This is a genomic window from Streptomyces sp. HM190 (assembly GCF_009857135.1).
Classification (GTDB): domain Bacteria; phylum Actinomycetota; class Actinomycetes; order Streptomycetales; family Streptomycetaceae; genus Streptomyces; species Streptomyces heilongjiangensis.
The window spans coordinates 3715820-3736722 of the sequence record NZ_CP047318.1; the positions used below are offsets into that span (position 1 = coordinate 3715820).

Annotated in this window: 19 protein-coding genes; 11 read left to right on the forward strand and 8 right to left on the reverse strand. The window is 71.7% G+C overall.

All coding sequences use genetic code 11. The annotated features are described in order from the left end of the window. Nucleotides 1–66: 66 nt before the first annotated feature. From sepX to galU, 6 genes are all read right to left on the reverse strand, one after another. Nucleotides 67–1431, reverse strand: a complete 1365-nt coding sequence (gene sepX / locus GSY65_RS15620) for a divisome protein SepX/GlpR (RefSeq protein WP_159768731.1) — start codon at nt 1429–1431, stop codon at nt 67–69. 222 nt (nt 1432–1653) lie between these two features. Continuing rightward, a complete protein-coding gene (locus tag GSY65_RS15625) occupies nt 1654–2286 on the reverse strand; it encodes a GNAT family N-acetyltransferase (RefSeq protein ID WP_159776006.1) in 633 nt (210 codons plus the stop codon). Between the two features lie 26 nt (nt 2287–2312). Then, entirely contained in the window at nt 2313–2951 is a 639-nt protein-coding gene (locus tag GSY65_RS15630; RefSeq protein ID WP_236579802.1) for a MogA/MoaB family molybdenum cofactor biosynthesis protein, read from the reverse strand. Next, on the reverse strand, nt 2948–3430 hold the full coding sequence (moaC, locus tag GSY65_RS15635; protein ID WP_159768734.1) for a cyclic pyranopterin monophosphate synthase MoaC: 483 nt from the start codon (nt 3428–3430) through the stop codon (nt 2948–2950). The genes GSY65_RS15630 and moaC overlap by 4 nt, the downstream gene beginning before the upstream one ends. Before the next feature lie 130 nt (nt 3431–3560). Next, complete coding sequence (gene glp, locus GSY65_RS15640) at nt 3561–4883, reverse strand: molybdotransferase-like divisome protein Glp (protein WP_159768737.1); 1323 nt, start codon at nt 4881–4883, stop codon at nt 3561–3563. A 5-nt stretch (nt 4884–4888) separates the two neighbouring features. Continuing rightward, nucleotides 4889–5791 carry a UTP--glucose-1-phosphate uridylyltransferase GalU gene (galU, locus tag GSY65_RS15645; RefSeq protein ID WP_159768740.1) on the reverse strand — a complete coding sequence of 301 codons (903 nt, stop codon included), beginning with the start codon at nt 5789–5791 and terminating at the stop codon, nt 4889–4891. Nucleotides 5792–5893: 102 nt separating this feature from the next. Between galU and GSY65_RS15650 the strand changes: the two genes are divergently transcribed. After that, nucleotides 5894–6502, forward strand: a complete 609-nt coding sequence (locus tag GSY65_RS15650; RefSeq protein WP_159768743.1) for a 5-formyltetrahydrofolate cyclo-ligase — start codon at nt 5894–5896, stop codon at nt 6500–6502. Between the two features lie 69 nt (nt 6503–6571). Here the strand turns inward: GSY65_RS15650 and GSY65_RS15655 are convergent, their stop codons facing one another. Beyond that, nucleotides 6572–9409, reverse strand: coding sequence for a penicillin acylase family protein (locus GSY65_RS15655; protein ID WP_159768746.1), 2838 nt, complete (start codon nt 9407–9409; stop codon nt 6572–6574). A gap of 232 nt (nt 9410–9641) precedes the next feature. On the opposite strand from GSY65_RS15655, the gene GSY65_RS15660 reads away from it, so the two are divergent. The 6 genes from GSY65_RS15660 to mscL all read left to right on the forward strand — a co-directional run bounded on the left by GSY65_RS15660 (nt 9642) and on the right by mscL (nt 15607). After that, nucleotides 9642–11255, forward strand: coding sequence for a potassium/proton antiporter (locus GSY65_RS15660; protein WP_236579804.1), 1614 nt, complete (start codon nt 9642–9644; stop codon nt 11253–11255). Between the two features lie 276 nt (nt 11256–11531). After that, nucleotides 11532–12803 (forward strand): MFS transporter, encoded by a 1272-nt coding sequence (locus GSY65_RS15665; protein WP_159768749.1) that lies wholly within the window; start codon nt 11532–11534, stop codon nt 12801–12803. A 69-nt stretch (nt 12804–12872) separates the two neighbouring features. Continuing rightward, nucleotides 12873–13196 carry an FmdB family zinc ribbon protein gene (locus GSY65_RS15670; protein WP_159768752.1) on the forward strand — a complete coding sequence of 108 codons (324 nt, stop codon included), beginning with the start codon at nt 12873–12875 and terminating at the stop codon, nt 13194–13196. An 87-nt stretch (nt 13197–13283) separates the two neighbouring features. Further along, on the forward strand, nt 13284–14174 hold the full coding sequence (locus tag GSY65_RS15675) for an S-methyl-5'-thioadenosine phosphorylase (RefSeq protein ID WP_236579805.1): 891 nt from the start codon (nt 13284–13286) through the stop codon (nt 14172–14174). Nucleotides 14175–14413: 239 nt separating this feature from the next. Then, nucleotides 14414–15007: a hypothetical protein gene (locus GSY65_RS15680; protein ID WP_159768755.1), complete on the forward strand. Its 594-nt coding sequence runs from the start codon at nt 14414–14416 to the stop codon at nt 15005–15007. Between the two features lie 120 nt (nt 15008–15127). Then, a complete protein-coding gene (gene mscL / locus GSY65_RS15685) occupies nt 15128–15607 on the forward strand; it encodes a large conductance mechanosensitive channel protein MscL (protein WP_159768758.1) in 480 nt (159 codons plus the stop codon). A gap of 28 nt (nt 15608–15635) precedes the next feature. Here the strand turns inward: mscL and GSY65_RS15690 are convergent, their stop codons facing one another. Next, nucleotides 15636–15818, reverse strand: coding sequence for a hypothetical protein (locus tag GSY65_RS15690; protein WP_159768761.1), 183 nt, complete (start codon nt 15816–15818; stop codon nt 15636–15638). A 202-nt stretch (nt 15819–16020) separates the two neighbouring features. Between GSY65_RS15690 and GSY65_RS15695 the strand changes: the two genes are divergently transcribed. From GSY65_RS15695 to GSY65_RS15710, 4 genes are all read left to right on the forward strand, one after another. Beyond that, complete coding sequence (locus tag GSY65_RS15695) at nt 16021–17304, forward strand: low temperature requirement protein A (RefSeq protein ID WP_159768764.1); 1284 nt, start codon at nt 16021–16023, stop codon at nt 17302–17304. 56 nt (nt 17305–17360) lie between these two features. Further along, nucleotides 17361–18464 carry a P1 family peptidase gene (locus GSY65_RS15700; RefSeq protein WP_159768767.1) on the forward strand — a complete coding sequence of 368 codons (1104 nt, stop codon included), beginning with the start codon at nt 17361–17363 and terminating at the stop codon, nt 18462–18464. Between the two features lie 281 nt (nt 18465–18745). Beyond that, entirely contained in the window at nt 18746–19966 is a 1221-nt protein-coding gene (locus GSY65_RS15705) for a L,D-transpeptidase (RefSeq protein ID WP_159768770.1), read from the forward strand. Between the two features lie 169 nt (nt 19967–20135). Beyond that, nucleotides 20136–20894 carry a DUF6227 family protein gene (locus GSY65_RS15710; RefSeq protein ID WP_159768773.1) on the forward strand — a complete coding sequence of 253 codons (759 nt, stop codon included), beginning with the start codon at nt 20136–20138 and terminating at the stop codon, nt 20892–20894. Nucleotides 20895–20903: the final 9 nt, after the last annotated feature.

The following is a 20903-nucleotide window of genomic DNA, read 5'->3' on the forward strand; positions in this document are numbered from 1 at the left end:
CGCTTCCGGGCGGCTCGTGGCTGGTCAGGGAGCGGACGGAGAGCGGACGGACAGGAGGACCGGGAGTCACTCGTTGGCCGCGCGGGGCCGGTCGCCGTCCTCGTACTGGTCGAAGAGCGGTGTGCGGCCCCGCTCGCGGGAGCGGCGCGCGGACGCCGCGCGGCGGGCGTCGGAGCGACCGCCGTCGGGGGTGTCGGCGGTGTCGGCCGCCTCGGGCGACCCGGCGTCGGCAGGGTCCTCCTCGGCGGCGGGCTCCGACTCCGCCTCCCGCGCGCCGGCGTGCGGGTCGGCCGCGCTGGAGCGCGCGGAGCTCCAGGCGTCCGGTGCGCAGAGGTCGACCCCGGAGGTGGCCCGCGGCGCGACCGGCGCGGTCACATAGGTGGGGAGCGGCACGGGGACCGGGTCCCAGCTCTCGCCCTGGCCGGGCTTGCGCTGGCGCTCGCGCTGCTGGTCGATCCACTCGGCGTGGTCGGTCTGCTCGACGAGGGCCCGGCGGTCGGCCGCGAGGGCGTTCAGGTCCGGCCTGGTCTCCTCGCTCTCTGGCCCGTCCTCCGGCTCGTCGGCGTCGACCGCCTCGGTCACGGGCCGCCGCCTGGGCTGCCGCTCCCGGAGTTGCTGTGCCGCCGCCTCGGCCCGCCTGCGGTCCATGACGTACGCGAACCGCTTCCGCTCCTGGCGGCGCAGGTGCGCGATGTACGCGCTCAGCAGCACCGCGGGGACGGCGGGCGCCCACAGGAAGGCGAGTCCGCCGACCGCGGCGACCACCGCGCCGAGGGTGAAGGCGAGGAAGAGCATCACGGTGGTGCGCCGCCGGCGCGCGAGCACCTTCGAGCGCCGGGCGCGTGCCATGGCCTCCGCCGAGCCGGCCTTGCGTGCGGCCGCCTTCCGCTTGCCCGAGGGCGAGGCGGCGGAGACCGAGGGCGAGGCGGCGGCCGGGGGCTTCGCGCGGGCGGCGCCGTGCGCCCCGGCCCCGGCAGACGTCCCGGCGGCCGCCTGCGCGGCCATCGGCCTGCCCGTACCGCCGGGCTGCTGGGGCACCGGCTTGCCCTGCGGGCCGGCCTTGCCCTGTGGCGCTGGTTTCCCCGGCTGCTGCGCCTGTGGGGGAGGCTGCGGTGACTCACCCCGCTCCACGGGGAGTTGGGCCTTCGTGTGCGCCCGGTGCGGGGGCATGGCGAAGGCCCGGACGTCCACCGAGTCGGTGACGGCGTCCGGGTCGGCGTCGGGCTCCCCCTCGTCGGTGGAGCGCGCCCGCAGGTCCTTGGCGTACCGGCGCTCCATGCCCGCCCGTCCGGACAGCAGCCGGATGGCGGTGCTGAAGCGTTCCGTCGGACGGGCTTCGTTCAGCTCGTCCTGCCTACGGAGCCACATCGGCACCAAGTAGGCGGCCCAGGCCCCGACGATGACTGCGTAGATGAGGCCGCTGCTGCTCACGGTCACACCGTAGAGGGGTTTGCTTGGGGCCATCCGCCAATTGGGCCGGTGTGTCGCACGATCTGGCTGATATTTCGAGCTTTTTTTGTGACCGATCCGATCAGCTGGCCGCTGAGAGCGGGAATTTCACGCATCGAGAGCGAATCGAGTACGCACCGAGAACGCTTCGAGTCGTTCAACTCGATCGCCGGGCGATCACCTTAATTCGAACACGTATTTTATTTATGACGTCGGTCCCGGCTTGCCCGCGTCGGATCCGGCGTTGCGCGCGTCCCGCGCCCGTTCGCGCCGCCAACGGGCCAGCAGCCCCTCGGGGACCTCTTCGGCGGTGAGGGCGAAGACCAGATGATCACGCCAGGCGCCGTCAATGTGGAGATACCGTGGGCGAAGCCCTTCCTCGCGGAATCCGAGTTTCTCCACGACCCGCCGACTGGGCCGGTTCTCGGGGCGAATGCAGACCTCGATGCGGTGCAGTCCGACGGTTCTGAAGCAGTGGTCGACGACGAGCGCCACCGATGTCGGCATCACCCCGCGCCCGGCCACCGACTCGTCGATCCAGTAGCCGACGTGCCCGGAGCACATCGAGCCCCAGGTGATCCCCGCGACCGTCAACTGCCCGACCAGCCGCCCCTGGTACTCGATGACGAACGGCAGCATCCGGCCCGCGTTCGCCTCCGCCCGCAGATGGCGGACCATCTGACGGTACGTCGGCCGGTGCGCGATGGGCCCGCTCGGTGTGGGCGGCGGGATGGTGGCCTCCCAGGGCCGCAGCCAGTCCCGGTTGCGCCGGTTGACCTCGCGCCAGGCCCGCTGGTCGCGCATCTTTATGGGCCGAAGGACCACATCGCCGTCCACCAGGACCACGGGCCAGGATGGGCTGTTCAGCTCGCACCCCCGTGAGGTCCGGAGGACCGCTCGTGCCGCTCGGCGGCCGGGGCGCCCGCGCCGTCGGCCGACCTCGGGTGGTCCCCGCCGCAGATCTGGTCGACGGCATGGGTGAGCAGGGTTTCCAGGACGGCCAGACCGTCCCGTACACCGCCGGTGGAGCCCGGCAGGTTGACGATCAGGGTGCGGCCGGCGACTCCCGCGAGGCCCCGGGAGAGCGCCGCCGTGGGCACCTTGTCCCGGCCGTACGCCCGGATCGCCTCGGGGATGCCGGGCACCTCGTGGTCGAGGAGCGCGCGGGTCGCCTCGGGGGTGCGGTCGGTGGGCGACAGGCCCGTACCGCCGGTCGTCACGATCACGTCGTACCCGGCGGCCACGCCCGCGCGCAGCGCCGCCTCCACGGGGTCCCCGTCGGGCACCACCTGCGGGCCCTCCACGGCGAACCCGAACCGCGTCAGCCCTTCGGCGATCAGCGGCCCGCCCTTGTCCTCGTAGACCCCGGCGGACGCCCGGTTGGAGGCGGTCACGACGAGCGCGCGGTAGGGGGCGCGAGCACCCTCGGCGGAGGTGGGGGCGACGGCGGAGGCCGATCCGTGCGGGGCGGGGTCGGGGGACGGGTGCGGGGCGGCGGTCATGAGCGGCTCCAGTCGCCCGACTTGCCGCCCGTCTTCTCCTCGACGCGCACGTCCGTGATGACCGCGGCCTTGTCGACGGCCTTGACCATGTCGATCACGGTGAGCGCGGCGACGGACACGGCGGTGAGGGCCTCCATCTCGACGCCCGTGCGGTCCGTGGTCTTCACGGTCGCCAGGATCTCGACGGCGTCGTCCGCGACGGACAGATCGAGCCTGACGCCCGACACCGACAGCGGGTGGCAGAGCGGGATGAGATCGGGGGTGCGCTTGGCGCCCATGATCCCGGCGATACGCGCGGTGGCGAGGGCGTCGCCCTTGGGGACGCCCTCGCCGCGCAGCAGCTCGACCACCCTGGGTGAGACCAGGACCCGGCCGCTGGCGCGGGCGGTGCGCGCGGTCACGTCCTTCCCTGAGACGTCGACCATGCGCGCGGCGCCCGCCTCGTCGATGTGGGTCAGTCGGTCCTGCGGCGTACTCATGGTGGTGTGGCGCTCCCGGTCGGGGCCCGTCGCGGCGCGGCGCGCGGCCTGTTGTGCGCGACACGGTACGCCACCCTCGGCGGTTCGGCCGAGCAGGACCGCTGCGGGCGCAGATCGCCTCCGCGGACCCTCAGCCCAGCAGGACGACCTCGACCTCCGTGCCGGGCTCGACGGACTCGGTGTCCTCGGGGATCACGATCAGCGCGTCGGCCTGCGCCAGGGCCGCGACCAGGTGCGATCCTGCGCCCCCCACGGGCGTGACCTGTCCGTCGGCGTACGTGCCGCGCAGGAACTGCCGGCGCCCGGCGGGCGAGGCCAGCGCCTTGGGTGCCCGCAGGGTCGCCGTGGTCGTCGGACGGTGGACGTCCTCCAGGCCCATCAGGGTGCGGATGGCGGGCCGGACGAACAGTTCGAAGGAGACGTACGACGACACCGGGTTGCCCGGAAGGGCAAGCAGCGGGGTGTGGTCGGGGCCGATGGTGCCGAAGCCCTGGGGTTTGCCGGGCTGCATGGCGAGCTTGCGGAAGTCGATGCCGGCGCCCTCCTCGTCCTCGTCGGCGACGGACTCCAGGGCCTCCTTGACGACGTCGTACGCCCCGACGCTGACGCCGCCGGTGGTGACCACGAGGTCGGCACGGACGAGCTGGTCGTCGATGGTGGCGCGGAGGGTCTCGGCGTCGTCGGCGACGGCGCCGACACGGTAGGCGATCGCGCCGGCGTCGCGGGCGGCGGCGGTGAGGGCGAAGCTGTTGGAGTCGTAGATCTGGCCGGCGGCCAACTGCTCGCCCGGCGGGATCAGTTCGCTGCCGGTGGAGAGCACCACCACGCGCGGGCGCGGGCGTACGCGTACCGACGCGCGGCCGATGGCGGCGAGCAGGCCGAGCTGCGGCGGGCCGAGGACGGTGCCCGCGGCGAGGGCGCGCTCCCCGGCCCGCACGTCGCTGCCCTTCGCGCGGACGTGCGCGCGTGCCTCGGCACCGCGGTGCACGGCGACCTGGCCGGTGGCGTCGTCGGGGCTCGCGCTGCGGGCGCGCATCCCGAAGACGGGGCCCTCGCCGAGGCCGCCGTCGGTCCACTCCACGGGGATGACGGTCTCGGCGCCGGGCGGCAGGGGGGCACCGGTCATGATGCGGGCGGCCTCGCCGGGCCCCACGTGGGGCTGTTCGGCCGCGCCCGCCGCCACGTCCCCGACGACCGTGAGCACGGCCGGGAACTCCTCGCTCGCGCCCGCGACATCGGCGACCCGCACCGCGTACCCGTCCATGGAGCTGTTGTCGAACGGCGGCAGCGACACCGGCACCGTGACGTCCTCGACCAGGACGCAGCCCTGGGCGTCGAGGAGCTGCAGCTCGATGGGTTCCAGGGGGCGGACGGTGGCGAGGACGTCCTCCAGGTGCTCGGTCACCGACCACAGGTGGTCACGGTCGGTGGCGCGGGTCGCGGCGCTGCTCAAAGTGGCTACATCTCCTCGGCTACGAAACTACGAAGCCAGGTCCGGAAGTCCGGGCCCAGGTCTTCACGTTCGCACGCGAGTCTGACAATGGCACGCAGATAGTCGCCACGGTCCCCGGTGTCATAGCGGCGGCCCTTGAAGACCACGCCGTGCACGGGGCCGCCGACCTTCTCGTCCGCGGCGAGCTGCTGGAGGGCGTCGGTGAGCTGGATCTCGCCGCCGCGGCCCGGCTCGGTCTTGCGCAGGACGTCGAAGATCTGCGGGGCGAGGACATAGCGGCCGATGATCGCGTAGTTCGACGGGGCGTCGGCCGGGTCGGGCTTCTCGACCAGGCCCGTGACCTTGACGACGTCGCCGTCCTCGGTGCGCTCGACGGCGGCGCAGCCGTAGAGGTGGATCTGCTCGGGGGCGACCTCCATGAGGGCGATGACGCTGCCGCCGTGCAGCTCCTGGATCTCGACCATGCGCTGGAGGAGCGGGTCGCGGGGGTCGATCAGGTCGTCGCCGAGGAGGACCGCGAAGGGCTCGTTGCCCACGTGGGGTGCGGCGCACAGGACGGCGTGACCGAGGCCCCTGGGGTCGCCCTGGCGGACGTAGTGGATGGTCGCGAGGTCGCTGGACTCCTGGACCTTGGCGAGCTTGCTGCCGTCGCCCTTCCGCTCCAGGGCCGACTCCAGCTCGTGGTTGCGGTCGAAGTGGTCCTCAAGGGGACGCTTGTTGCGTCCGGTGATCATCAGGACGTCGTCGAGCCCCGCCGCCGCGGCCTCTTCCACCACGTACTGGATCGCCGGCTTGTCCACGACCGGCAGCATCTCCTTCGGAGTGGCTTTGGTGGCCGGGAGAAAGCGAGTGCCGAGACCCGCGGCGGGAATGACAGCCTTACTGATCCTGGGGTTCGCCTCAGTCATGTCCGCAACCATATCCGGTGCCTTTAGGAAGATTCTGTGGCTCCGGTTAATTCGCTCTCATATGAGCAGATTAGAAGGGTACTGGAGCAACCTGTGAGCCAGATGGGTCGTGAAGCAAAGCCTCCCAAGAGAACGTTGCGCACAGAGTTCCTCGCGGTGAGGAACGGGTTGACGGACGATGACGTGCGGATATCGGCGGACGCCCTGGCCGGCCGGGCCCTCGGTCTGCCCGAACTGGCGCAGGCGCGCACGGTCGCGGCGTACGTCTCCGTGGGGCGCGAACCGGGAACCCTCGCGCTCCTCGACATGCTCCGCGCGCGGGGGGTGCGCGTCCTGCTGCCGGCCCTCCTGCCGGACAACGACCTCGACTGGGGCGTGTACGAGGGAGCGGGCTCCCTCGCGCCCGTGCGGCACGGCGGCGGCCGCATGGAGCTCCTGGAACCCGCCGGCGAGCGCCTCGGCCCCGACGCGGTGACCACCGCCGACGTCGTCCTCCTGCCCGGGCTCGCCGTGGACGCGCGCGGGATGCGGCTGGGCAGGGGCGGCGGCTCGTACGACCGTGTCCTCGCGCGACTGGAGCGCGCGGGCGCCGACCCGGCGCTGGTGGTGCTGCTGTACGACACGGAGGTCGTGGACCGGGTCCCGGAGGAGCCGCACGACCGCCCGGTGCACGCGGCGGTGACGCCGTCGGGGGTGCGCCGCTTCCGGTGACCGCACACGCGGAAGCGGCCCCCACGCGTGTGCGGGGGCCGCTTCCGTGTGTTCCGCGCGGTCAGCCGGTCACGGCTTCAGCAGCAGCGTGTCACTCGTGCTCTCCTGGACCGCCTTGTCGCTGAAGGACCAGGTGAGCAGCTCGCCCTTGGCCCACTTGCCGGTCTGGTCCGTGTAGTGCGCGTTGTACGCGTGGCCCGACGCCCCGGTCACGTTGATCCACTTGGACTTGTCGAGGTCCCCGAGGTTCACGATCATCCGCATCGACGGCACCCACACCACCTCGTAGCCGCCCGCCGCGTTCCAGCCGGTGGCGTTGACGGTGCCCTCGCCGCCGCCGAGCTTCCACGGACCGCGGTTGAGCAGGTACTTCACGAGGCCGGGCCCCTCGGTGCCGAGCGTCTGGTTCTTCAGGAACAGCCGGTGCAGGCGGCCCCAGCTCCAGGTGTCGATGTCCTTGCCGAGCTTGGCGGTCAGCTCCCAGCGGGCGTCGCGCATGGCCCGCGCGAACAGCTCGTCGCGGGTGTCGGCGGCGTCCTGGTTGCGCAGCGCCGGGGTGGACCACCAGGCGTTGTCCTGGTCGTCGATGATCCGGCGGACCACCTCGAACCAGCGGTCGCCGCCGTCCGGCTGCGCCTGGTCGGCGTCGCGCTTGCCGCACTCGCGCACCCGGCGGTCCTCGTCGGCGGGACCGGTGCTGTCGACCGGCTCGACGGACAGGCACTGTCCCTTGACCCGCAGCTCCTTGGGCAGCTTGTTGCCGAAGGCGAGCTTGAGGATGTTGCGCCAGACCGAGTTGAAGTACGCGGCGGCCGCCGAGTCGGCGTCCTGGGTGTAGTCCCAGCCCTCCAGGAGCTTCTGCGCCTCCCGGATGTGCTTGTCCTTGACGTCGATCTTCAGCAGCAGCGGGACGAGCAGCTTGGCGATCTCGCTGCTGTTGTCCATCTGCATCTGGCGCATGTCCTCGGTGGAGATCTTCCCGCCGCCCTTGATCTTCGACTCGATCAGGCTGGTGATGCGCTGCGCGCGCGTGCCGTAGCCCCAGTCGGTGGTGAGCGTGTACGGGTACTTCTCGTCGACGACGGCCTGGTTGGCGGTGACGATGTAGCCGCGGTCCGGGTCGTACTCGTAGGGCAGTTCGTCCTGGTCGATCCAGCCGTTCCAGCGGTACCGGGTGTCCCAGCCCGGTGCGGGGACCGAGCCGTCACCCTTGCCGCGGGTGGGGATCTTGCCGGGCAGCTGGTACCCGATGTGGCCCTTGGTGTCGGCGTAGATCAGGTTCTGCGACGGCACGTCGAACAGGGCGGCGGCCTTGCGGAAGCCGTTCCAGTCGGCGGCCTTGTTCATCGCGAAGACGGCGTCCATGGTGGTGCCGGGCTCCAGCGCGGTCCAGCGCAGGGAGATGCCGTAGCCGTCGCCGCGGTCGGGGGCGTCGCGGTCGACGCCGGCCTTCTTGCCGACCTGGACGAGTTCGCTGCTGCGGTCGGACAGCAGGGGGCCGTTGTTGGTGGTGCGGACGACGATCTTCTTGTCGGAGCCGCCGGCGACCTGGATGGTCTCCTCGCGGGACTCGAACGGCAGCACCTTGCTGCCGTACTGGTAGCCGTCGCCGGTGAGCTTCTCCAGGTACAGGTCGGTGACGTCGACACCGGAGTTGGTCATGCCCCAGGAGATGTCCTGGTTGTGGCCGATGACCACGCCCGGCATCCCGGCGAAGGTGTAGCCGGCGACGTCGTACTGGCACTTCTGGGAGACCGACTTGCAGTGCAGGCCCATCTGGTACCAGACGGAGGGCAGCGAGGCCGACAGGTGGGGGTCGTTGGCGAGCAGCGGCTTGCCGGTGATGGTGTGGCTGCCGGAGACGACCCAGGAGTTGGAGCCGATGCCGTTGCCGTTCACGCCGACGGCCTCGGGCAGGTCCTCCAGGACCTCGTAGAGGCCCCCCAGCTGGGTCTGGACGGCCGAGGAGTCGGAGGAGGCGCCCGCGGTGCCCGTGCCGGTCCCGGTGCCGCCGGTGCCCGTGCCGGTCCCGGTGCCGCCGGTGTTCGTGCCCGCGCCGCCCGTGCCGGTGCCGCCCGTGCCCTGCGTGGAGCCGCCGGCGGACTGCGAGGTGCCCGAGCCGTCGGTCCAGGTCTGGGTCAGCTCGTCGTACGCGCCCTCCTGGACGATCGCCTTGTTGCGGTCGTACGGGTACTGCGGGTACAGGTCGGCGATCTGCTTGGGGCCGAGGCGGCTGGTCATCAGGGCCCGGTCGATCTCGTCCTGCATGTTGCCGCGCAGGTCCCAGGCCATGGCCTTCAGCCAGGCCAGGGAGTCGATCGGGGTCCACTCCTCGGGCCGGTAGTCGTTGGCGAAGCCGAGGGCCGCGTACTCCAGGGAGATCTCCTCGCCGTCCTTGCCGGCGAGGTAGGCGTTGACCCCCTTGGCGTACGCGTCGAGGTACTTCTTCGTCTCGGCCGAGATCGTGGACTTGTACTCCTCCTCGGCGACGCGGTGCCAGCCCAGGGTGCGCAGGAACTCGTCGTTGTCGATCTGGCCCTCGCCGAACATCTCCGAGAGGCGCCCGGCCGTCATGTGGCGGCGCACGTCCATCTCGTAGAACCGGTCCTGCGCCTGGACGTAGCCCTGCGCCATGAACAGGTCCGCGTCGGAGGAGGCGTAGATCTGCGGGATCCCGTAGCCGTCGCGCTTGACGTCGACCGGGCCGGACAGGCCCTCCAGGGTTATGGAGCCCTTGGTCTGCGGGAACGAGGCGCGGACCGTGCTGATCGACCAGAACGCCCCGAAGCCGACGCCGCCGATGAGGGCCAGAACCAGGACGATCAGGAGAAGGCGTACTTTGCGCCCCTTCTTCCTGCCGGACTTGCCGGACTGCTGGCCGGAGGAGGCGGTGGTGTTGGGGGGCATCGCTGTCCTTGCTGTCCTAACACGAGCGGCAGGTCGGGCTGTGCTTTGTACTGAACGCTGGAGCAACCATAGGCGCAGGGCCCGACACGACTTGACGCGGAGTCGGGAACTGGCGCAGACGGACGTTCGATCATGCACGCGCAAGCGTCAAGAAATCGTCAAGAGTTAGGTAAGGTAACGAAGTACTTGCACTGAAGTAACCCCACAGCACGGTTCCCGTGATCGGCTTCGTATGCCCTCACGCGCACCTGTCCGCTTCCGGGGCTCGGCAGCCCACCACCGGGGGCCACGTGCGGTTCGGCGAGAAAGGTACGACCCTCTGACTGTCCATGACCTCAACCAGCTCCTGCTCGTCTGCTCGCTCGTCCTCCTGGTCGCGGTGGCCGCGGTCCGGATCTCGTCGCGCAGCGGGCTCCCCAGCCTGCTCGTCTACCTCGGCATCGGCATCGCCATGGGCCAGGACGGCATCGGGGACATCCACTTCGACAACGCCGAACTGACGCAGGTCATCGGCTACGCGGCCCTCGTCGTCATCCTGGCGGAGGGCGGCCTCGGCACGAAGTGGAAGGAGATCAAGCCGGCCCTGCCGGCCGCCAGCTCGCTGGCGCTGGTCGGGGTCGCGGTGAGCGTCGGGGTGACGGCGTCGGGCGCGCACTACCTGATCGGACTGGAGTGGCGGCAGGCGCTCATCGTCGGCGCGGTGGTGTCCTCCACGGACGCGGCGGCCGTGTTCTCCGTCCTGCGCAAGATCCCCCTCCCCGCGCGCGTGACGGGCACCCTGGAGGCCGAGTCCGGCTTCAACGACGCCCCGGTGGTCATCCTGGTCGCCGCGCTCTCCACGGCCGGACCGGTCGAGCACTGGTACACCCTGGTCGGCGTGATAGCCCTCGAACTGGCGATCGGCGCCGCCATCGGCCTCGCGGTGGGCTGGCTCGGTTCATGGGCCCTGCGGCACGTGGCCCTGCCCGCCTCCGGCCTCTACCCGATCGCCGTCATGGCCATCGCCGTCGCCGCCTACGCGGCCGGCGCGCTCGCCCACGGCAGCGGCTTCCTCGCCGTCTACCTGGCCGCCATGGTGCTCGGCAACTCCAAGCTGCCGCACTGGCCGGCCACCCGGGGCTTCGCCGAGGGCGTCGGCTGGATCGCCCAGATCGGCATGTTCGTGCTGCTCGGCCTGCTCGTCACCCCGCACGAGATGGCCGACGACATCTGGCCCGCGCTCGTCATCGGCCTGGTGCTGACCATGGTGGCGCGACCGCTGAGCGTCGTCGTGGGCCTGGTGCCGTTCCGGATCCCGTGGCGCGAGCAGGCCCTGCTGTCGTGGGCCGGCCTGCGCGGCGCGGTGCCGATCATCCTGGCGACCATCCCCATGGTGAACGGCGTCGAGGACAGCCGCAGGATCTTCAACATCGTCTTCGTGCTGGTGGTGGTCTACACCCTGGTCCAGGGGCCCACCCTGCCCTGGCTGGCCCGCAAGCTGCGGCTGGGCGGCAGCGGCGACGAGGCCGCCGACCTCGGCATCGAGTCGGCGCCCCTGGAGCGGCTGCGCGGACACCTGCTGTCGGTGGCCATCCCGGAGAGGTCCCGTATGCACGGCGTCGAGGTCAACGAGCTGCGGCTGCCCGCGGGCTCGGCCGTCACCCTCGTCGTCCGCGACGGCACGTCCTTCGTGCCCCTGCCGACCACCGTGCTGCGCCGCGGGGACGAACTCCTCGTCGTCGCCACCGACCCCGTCCGCGACAGCGCGGAGCGCCGCCTGCGGGCCGTCGGCCAGGGCGGCAAGCTCGCGGGATGGCTGGGCACGGGGAACGGCAACGGCGGGTCCGGCCGCCCAGCGGGGCGTTGACAACAGATTTCGAACCGTTCACACCGTTACGATTCGGAGGCCCGGCCGCCGGTAGTGCTCATTTTCACAGGGTGAACCACTCGTGCCCCTGTACGATGAAGGCGCACTTGATCGGACCAACTCTGCCTGACGCAGAGCTGGCGCGACCGTATGGCGGCCGGATCGCCCCCTTCCGTGGGCGTCGGCATCTACCGCAGTAGCGCAAGAGGACAGCTCTCGGCGCCCGGACCCCGCGACCTGGGGACCGCGCTACCAGGCGGCGGAAAGGCACGGGCCGTGGCATCCACGGTCACCTCGAAGGCGTCCCGCCCGGGATACGGGCAGCTGCTGCGCACCCGCGGCGCCTGGACGTTCCTCCTCCCCGGCTTCGCGGCACGCCAGCCGTTCGCGATGCTGACGCTCTCCCTCGTGCTGCTGGTGCAGCACACCACCGGCTCGTACGGGGCGGCGGGCGCCGTCGCCGCCGTCACCGGTGTCTCCATGGCGCTGTTCGCCCCGTACAGCGGCCGGCTCGCCGACCGCCACGGGCAGCGCGCGGTCCTCCTTCCGGGCGTCCTCGTCCACGCCGCGGCGGCCCTCACCCTGATGGCGCTGGCACTCGCCCACGCCCCCCTGTGGGCGCTGTTCGCCGCCGCCGTGCCGACCGGTGCGTCGCTGCCGCAGATCGGGCCGATGGTGCGGGCCCGCTGGGGCGTCAAGCTCAAGGACTCGCCCCTGATGTCCACCGCGGCGGCCTTCGAGTCCGTCACGGACGAGCTGACCTTCGTGCTCGGCCCGCTGCTGGCGACCGCGCTCTGCACGGCCGTGCACCCCGCCGCGGGCCTGCTCACCGAGGCCGCGCTCACACTGGTCGGCGGACTGCTCTTCGCCGCGCAGCGGGGCACGCAGCCTGCGGTCGTACCGGCGTCCCACGCGCGCGTGGAGCACGTCTCCGCCCTGTCGGTGCCGGGGGTGCGCGTCCTGATCGTCGCCTTCCTGGGCATCGGTTCCGTCTTCGGCGGCATGCAGGTGTCGCTCGCCGCCTTCAGCGAGTCGATCGGCGAGCCCGGCATGAACGGCGTCCTGTACGGCGTCTTCGCCGCCGGCAACATGCTCTCCGGCGTCGTCTGCGGCGCGATCGCCTGGCGGGCGACTCCGCGACGCCGTCTGATCGCCGGGTACACGGCCCTCGCGCTCGTGGCCTCCGCCCTGTGGACCGCCGACTCCGTGGCCGTGCTCGCCGCCCTGGGGTTCCTGGTCGGCACGTGCATCGCGCCCGCGCTGATCACCGGTTACACCCTGGTCGAGAGCCTCGTTGCGGCGGGCGCCCGCACGGAGGCGTTCACCTGGCTGACCGGCGCGGTCGCGCTCGGCCAGGCGGCCGCCGTCACGGCCGCCGGACAGCTGGAGGACCGGCTGTGGGGCGGCGCCGGGTTCCTGGTGCCGATGGCCGGTACGGCACTGGCGCTGGTGACCCTGCTGGCGCTGCGTTCACGGCTGGTGGCACGGCCCCGGAGCCGTACCGTCGCGCGTGTCGTCGGTCACCGAGTGCCGGTGACAGTGGACTGATGGCCTTGGAATAGGTCACTATGGATCGTCGTTAGCACTCATCGAGTGAGAGTGCCAGGAGGAAGACCAGTGCCGACGTACCAGTACCAGTGCACCGAATGCGGTGAGGGCCTCGAAGCGGTGCAGAAGTTCACCGACGACGCCCTGACCGAGTGCCCCAGCTGCAACGGCCGCCTCAAGAAGGTGTTCTCCGCGGTCGGCATCGTCTTCAAGGGCTCCGGCTTCTACCGCAACGACAGCCGCGGCTCGTCGTCGAGCAGCAGCCCCGCGTCGTCGAAGTCGTCGTCCTCCTCGGACGCGAAGGCCACGTCCTCGACGTCGTCGTCCGACGCGAAGTCGTCCTCGGGCTCGTCCTCGACCAGCTCCAGCTCCAGCAGCACCTCCGCGGCGTAGTACCCGCGCGGCGCTTCCTTCCGGGCCCTGCCGTCCTTCACCGACGGCAGGGTCTTCGGCGTCCCCCCGCCCGGTTAGGGTGCGGGCATGGCGAACACGGAGCAGTCGGGCAACACGGTGGCCACGTCGACGGGAACGTCGGCGGGCAACCGGGCGGAGATCGGTGTCATCGGGGGTTCGGGGTTCTACTCCTTCCTCGACGACGTGACCGAGATACAGGTGGACACTCCCTACGGGCCGCCGAGCGACTCGCTCTTCCTGGGAGAGATCGCCGGCCGCCGGGTCGCCTTCCTGCCGCGCCACGGCCGCGGCCACCATCTGCCGCCGCACCGCATCAACTACCGCGCCAACCTGTGGGCGCTGCGGTCCGTCGGGGCGCGCCAGGTGCTCGGCCCGTGCGCGGTGGGCGGGCTGCGCCCCGAGTACGGCCCCGGCACGCTCCTGGTGCCGGACCAACTGGTGGACCGCACGAAGTCCCGTGAGCAGACCTACTTCGACGGCCTGCCCCGGCCCGACGGCACGATCCCCAACGTCGTCCACGTGTCGCTCGCCGACCCTTACTGCCCCGCCGGCCGCAAGGCCGCCCTGGAAGCGGCCCGCGGCCGTGACTGGGAACCGGTGGACGGCGGCACCCTCGTCGTCGTGGAGGGCCCCCGCTTCTCCACCCGCGCCGAGTCCCTCTGGCACCAGGCGCAGGGCTGGTCCGTCGTGGGCATGACCGGCCACCCCGAGGCGATCCTCGCCCGCGAGCTGGAGCTCTGCTACACCTCCCTCACCCTCGTCACCGACCTCGACGCGGGCGCCGAGACCGGCGAGGGCGTCTCGCACGAAGAGGTCCTGGAGGTCTTCGCCGCGAACATCGACCGCCTCCGCGGCGTCCTCTTCGACACGATCACCGCACTGCCGCCGGCCGGCACCCGCGACTGCCTGTGCACGAAGGCGCTGGGGGGCATGGACCCGGGGTTCGAGCTGCCGTGACGGGGGTGGCGTGGGCACCGGTGGAGAAGTGACCGGGTGACTGGCTGACCGGGTGGTGCCCGACGGCCGTAGCCGGCCAGGACCGGCCCGGCGGGGGTGGCCCGCCGGGCCGGAACGCCTCGTTCGGGTGGAGGGGTTTTCCACAACCGGTGGACGATCCACAGGTCCCGGCGGGCTTCGCCGCGAAGCCTCATGGTGGGAGCGACGGCAAGTCGATCTCACGCAGCAGGTGGTGACCCATGTCCCGTCCTTCGCCCACGCTCTCGTCCTCGCACCCTTCCGGCTCCGTGGCGGCCCGCCGGCCTTCCTGGGCCGCCGGGCCGCCCGGTGCCGACGCGCCGCCCACCTGCGAGGTCCCGCACTTCGCTCCGCTGCGGGTGCGGGGCGGCGCCCAGCGGTTGCGGCGCCTCGCCCGCTGCCGCAGGCGTGCCGTGGCGGCCGGTCTGGCGGTGACCGCCGCCGCCCTGCTGGCGACGGGGGCAGACTCCGGGGGACGAGAGGGGGAGGGGGAACGGGTCAGGGGACACCCCGTGGCCGACCCCGTCCCCGAACGCCGGGCCACCACCGGGACGGTCACCGCTCCGGTGCGCATCGCCGACGGCGCGACGGTACGGCTGCTGCGCCCCGGCGACCGCGTCGACGTGATCGCGGCGGAGCAGTCCGCCGCGGGCGGCGCCGCGCGGGTGGTCGCGCGGGGCGCCCGCGTGACGCGGGTGCCGGCGGCGAGCGCCACCGAGAGCGGCGCCCTGATCGTCCTGTCGGTGCCCCGCTCCACGGCCGCGCGCCTGGCCGGCGCGGCCGCGACCGCCCGTCTGGCGGTGACACTGTGGTGAGTTGCCCGGCCACGGGCCGCACGTCAAGTCCCTCATTGGTGGGACCCAATTGGACAGTGGGAGCGGACCTTGACGTAGGTTGCGGAGTCGTTTGTTCAACAACCAGCACAGAGGGGCCTCGTGGTGAGCGAGAAGAAGAAGCCGAGTGTCTGGGAGGGCTTCAAGGCCTTCCTGATGCGGGGGAACGTCGTCGACCTGGCCGTCGCCGTGGTCATCGGCGCGGCTTTCACGAACATCGTCAACTCCGTGGTGAAGGGCGTCATCAACCCCCTGGTGGGGGCGTTCGGCACCAAGAACCTCGACAGCTACACCAGCTGCCTGAAGGGCCCCTGTGTCGTCGCCGAGGACGGCACCGTGACGGAAGGCATCCAGATCGCCTGGGGTTCGGTGCTCGGTGCGACACTCAGCTTCGTCATCACCGCGGCCGTCGTCTACTTCCTGATGGTCCTGCCGATGGCCAAGTACCTGGCGCGTGTGGAGGCCCGCAGGAAGGCGAAGGAGGGCACCCACGAGCTCATCGAGGTGACGGAGCTGGAGGTCCTGAAGGAGATCCGCGACGCCCTGGTGGCCCAGCGCGGCTCGGGCCACGACCGCGAGTAACCGCCCGCGCGGCGCACACCCGGCGGGATCAGAGGTGGTGCGGCGGCTTCTCGTCGAGGAAGCGCCTGAGGTCGGCCGCGCTGTCGCCGCCGTCGCCGGGCCGCTCGCCCCAGCCGTGGTCCGAGTCGTCGGACGAGGGCCGACTGAGCGGGTCGTCGAAAACCAGCGCGGCCTCGGGGTCACGCGGCTCGGGGGCGGGAGCGCTACTCATGCCTCCAGAGTACGGGCCTCCGCGCGAACGCCCCCAGCCCGGCCACCGGCCACCCCCACCCCCTGCCCGAGCCAGTCACCGGTTGCTCCCGCGCACCGCCCGAGCCCGTCACCGGACCCGTCCGCGCACTCCCCCGGCCCGCGCGCGCACTCCTGAACACCTGAGCGAGAATTCCCCCGGGTTTTCTGGTCTGCTTGGCGCCATGACGTCCAGTTCCACACCCTCGACGCCCCCGGCGCGGGACCCCGAGCCGGGCTCCGCCCCGGCCACGGCTCCCGCCTCTCCCACCGGTGCCGGCCTGCCTCCGCTGCGTCGGCTCGTCGCCCGTGGGCGCGGGGAGGCACACCGGGCCGCGTCACCCCTCGAACTCTTCTTCGACCTGTGCTTCGTCGTCGCCGTCGCGCAGGCGGGCGTCCAACTGGTGCACGCCGTCGCCGAGAACCATGTGGCCGAGGGCATCGTCAACTACGCGATGATCTTCTTCGCGATCTGGTGGGCCTGGATGAACTTCACCTGGTTCGCCTCGGCGTACGACAACGACGACGTGCTCTACCGGGTCGTCACCCTCGTCCAGATCTTCGGTGTGCTGGTGCTCGCCGCCGGGATCGCCCGTGCCTTCGAGGACCACGACTTCCTGCTGGTCTGGCTCGGCTACGTGATCATGCGGCTGGCGATGACCGCGCACTGGCTGCGGGTGGCCCGGTCGACCGAGGGCGCCGAACGCGTCATGGCGCTGCGCTACGCGGGCGGTGTGGCACTGTGCCAGGTCGGCTGGCTGGGCCTGCTGATCCTGCCGGAGCCGGCCAGACCGTGGCTGTTCCTGGGGATGGCGATCCTGGAGCTGTGCGTCCCGGTGTACGCGGAGAAGGACTTCGCCACGTCCTGGCACCCTCGTCACATCGCCGAACGGTACGGCCTGTTCACCATCATCGTCCTCGGCGAGACGATCCTGGCGGCCACCGTCGCCGTGAAGTCGGCCGCGGACGAGAACGACGCGCTGGGCGAGTTGCTGCCGATCGCGCTGGGCGGACTGCTGATCGTGTTCTCCGCGTGGTGGATCTACTTCACGGTGCCGATCCACGGGCATCTGCGCTCCAACAAGGAGAGCTTCCTGTGGGGTTACGGCCACTACCTGATCTTCGCGTCGGCGGCCGCGATCGGCGCCGGGCTGGAGGTCGCGGTGGAGGAGGCGGTAAGCAAGGCGCACCTGTCGACTCCGGCCGCGTCGGCCGCCGTGACACTGCCGACCGCGCTCTACCTGCTCTCGGTGTGGGCGCTGCACGCCCGCCACTACAAGGCGGGAACAGCTCAGCAGGCCGTGCTGCCGCTGGCCGCGCTGGCGGTGGTGCTGTGCACGTTCCTGGGGCACTGGGCGGTCCTGGCGGCGGGCTTCGTGGCGGCGGGAACGGTGGCGATCGGCGTGGCGTTCACGGCACGTACGGCCGGTGCGGAGGGGGCCGGGGCCGCCGCGTCCGGCCGGGGTTGAGGGATCCCCAGCCGCAGTCCGACACGCTCGCGTCCCGGCCGCAGACAAGGACACCCATGACACCCGAGACCCCCGGCGCCCCCGGGCCCGCCGACCGTCCCCGCCCCGTGGACGCCCTGACCGACGTGCTCGGGCTGCGCGTCGGGCACGCCACCCGGACCGGCGGCGGCCGGCTGACCGGTACCACCGTGGTTCTCGCCCCGGAGGGCGGCGCGGTGGCCGCCGTGGACGTGCGCGGCGGGGGGCCCGGCACCAAGGAGACGGACGCGCTCGACCCGCGGAACCTGGTGCAGAAGGTCGAGGCGGTGGTGCTGACCGGTGGCAGCGCCTACGGGCTGGACTCGGCGTCGGGTGTGATGGCCTGGCTGGAGGAGCGGCGGCGCGGGGTACGGGTCGGCCCCGATCCGGCGCACGTCGTGCCGGTGGTGCCGGCGGCCTGCGTCTTCGACCTGGGCCGGGGCGGGGACTTCCGGGCCAGACCGGACGCGGCGACCGGCCGGGCCGCGGTGGAGGCGGCTGCCGCGAGCGGCCTCGGTGCCCCGGTCGCGGAGGGATGTGTGGGCGCCGGGACGGGGGCGACGGTCGGGCTGCTGAAGGGCGGTGTCGGCACCGCGAGCACCGTGCTCGGCTCGGGGATCACGGTGGCCGCGCTGGTGGTGGCGAACGCCGCGGGGTCGGTGATGGATCCGGAGACGGGGGTGCTGTACGGGGAGTTGTTCCAGGGGCGGGCGCAGTACCCGGCGGCCGAGGTGCACGAGGCCGCGCGCCGCAGGATCGCCGAGGCCGCTGCGAAGAGCCCGCCTCCCCCGCTGAACACGACGCTGGCGGTCGTCGCAACCGACGCCGAACTGACCCGCGCGCAGGCCCAGAAGCTCGCCGGCACGGCCCACGACGGCATCGCCCGCGCCGTGCGGCCCGTGCATCTGCTGAACGACGGCGACACGGTGTTCACCCTGGCCACCGGAGCCCGCCCGCTCGTCCCGGAGTCCGGTCCGCTCGCCCTGAACGAACTCCTCGCGGCGAGCGCGGACCTGGTGACGCGGGCGATCGTCCGGGCGGTGCGGGCGGCCGAGTCGGTGGACGGACCGGGCGGGACGTGGCCGTCGTACGGGGAGTTGTACGGGGGCCGGTCGCACGGGGGCGCCCGCGAGGGGGCGTGAGCCGTACGGTCGCGGCGGGCGGCCCGTTCCTCACCGCGCGAGTCGGGGCGGTCGTCGTCCGGGGCCCGGCACGCGTGCCGGGGCGGGGTGCCGAAACGGCGTGTCGGGGCGGGGTGTCGAGGGGGTCGTAGAGGTTCGCGCGGGAGGCGATTGTCCCGGTTCTGTCACGTGATGCCGTGTGGGGCGGAAGTCGGGAACCCTCCGGGCCCCCGGTCGCTCTTTCTCCACGGACCGGAGCGGATGACGTAGATCACGTGGACGTGTAGAAGGTGGAGCAGATCGTGACGAGGCCGAAGATTGCTGTGCGGCGTGTGATGGGGGCCTGTGCCGTGCTGGTGGCCGGCGCGCTGACCCTGACCGGCTGCGGTGGGGACGCCCAGGCGGACAACAAGGGCGGGGGCGACAAGAAGACGTCGGTGAAGGACTCGGCGGCACGGATCACGATCTCGGCGAAGGACGGTTCGACGGGCGCGTCGATCAACTCCACCGGCGTGAAGGTCAGCGGCGGCAAGCTGACCGAGGTGAAGATGACCGCGACGGAGGCAGGCACCGAGGTTCCGGGCGAGATCGCGGCGGACGGGCGTTCCTGGCGGCCCAAGGGGCAACTGGAGCGAGGGACGAAGTACCAGATCTCCGCGACGGCGAAGAACGCGGCGGGCAGGACGTCGGCCGCCAACTCCATCTTCACGACGGTCTCCACCGCCAACAGCTTCATAGGCACGTACACGCCGGACAACGGCACCACGGTCGGCGTGGGCATGCCGGTGTCGTTCACGTTCGACAAGGCGATCACGGACAAGAAGGCCGTGCAGTCGCACATCGAGGTGACGTCGAGCAGTGGGCAGGAGGTCGTCGGGCACTGGTTCGGGGCGCAGCGGCTCGACTTCCGGCCCGAGGAGTACTGGAAGGCCGGCTCCAAGGTCACGATGAAGATCGACCTGGACGGCGTCGAGGGCGCGAACGGGCTGTACGGGGTGCAGGACAAGACGGTGACCTTCACCGTCGGGCGCTCGCAGGTCTCCACGGTCGACGTCGACACCCAGACGATGAAGGTCGTACGGGACGGCAAGACGATCAAGACGGTGCCGATCTCCGCGGGCAGCGCCGACAACCCGACGTACAACGGGCAGATGGTGATCTCGGAGAAGTTCAAGCAGACGCGGATGAACGGCTCGACGGTCGGCTTCGGCGGGGAGTACGACATCCCGGACGTGCCGCACGCGATGCGTCTGACCTCGTCGGGCACCTTCCTCCACGGCAACTACTGGTACAACCGCGGCAACCCGCCCTTCGGCCGACAGGGCACCAGCCACGGCTGCGTCGGCCTGGCGGACGTCCGCGGCGCGAACGGCGACACGATCGCCAAGTGGTTCTTCGACAACTCCCTCACCGGCGACGTGGTGATCGTCAAGAACTCCCCCGACGACACGGTCGCGCCGGACAACGGCCTCAACGGCTGGAACATGTCCTGGAGCGCCTGGAAGGCCGGAAGCGTCGTCTGACCCAGGGTTTCCGGGCTTCCGTCAGGGAGTTCGCCGGGCCGCGCGGGAACCGACCGCGCGGCCCGGCCGTTTCACGGACGCACGTTTTCTCGGTTCCCGGACATGATGTCCGACCGAGGGGCTACGGTATGCACCCACAAGGTGACATGCAGCAACGCCGGGAGAAACCTTGAGCGTTCCGTACGAGACGGCAGCGTACGAACCAGCCGAGTCGCCCGAGTCTCCGGAGGAGCACCTCGCGCGACTCCTCGGTCGCGCCCTGAACTCCTTCGAGCTGCCCGACGAGACCATACGGCAGCTCGACTGCGCCCTCGCCCACGACAGCTCGTTGCACTCCGCGCACTACAGCTCGGGCCTGCACCGGGCGACGTACCGACACACATGGCTGCTCGTCGACGGCTCGGCGGTCACCCTGTGGGAGCTGGTGCACAACACGGTGCCGGGCAACGACACCCAGCACGAGGTGTACATCGACGAGGAGGAGTTGCGGGCCGCCACCGCGCGGTTGCCACTGCCTCCGGACGCACCGGACTTCGAACTGCCCACGGTGGTGGAGCTGACGGCTTTCCCCGAGCCGCGCCACGCGTACACACCGGACGACTCCGCGGACCACGCCCGGCGGCTGCTGCGGCGGGCGGAGAACCCGGACCATCCCGGCGACGAGATCGCCACGCTGCTGCTGCGGACCGCGTTCGCGCACGAGATCACCCAGGCGTTCGGCCGCCCGAACCGGCCCCGCCGGGGCAGTCGGCCCGGATTGAGCTTCTCGCTCTACGAGCACGCGTTCCTGCTCACCGACGGGCAGGAGATCTCGCTGTGGGAGGTGGAGCACACGGCCACCCCGGACGGTCGCCACATGTGCGAGGTCTACACGACGGAGGACGCGGCCCGGGACGCGATGGAGCGCCGGGCGGGGTTACTCGGGTAGGGCGTGAGG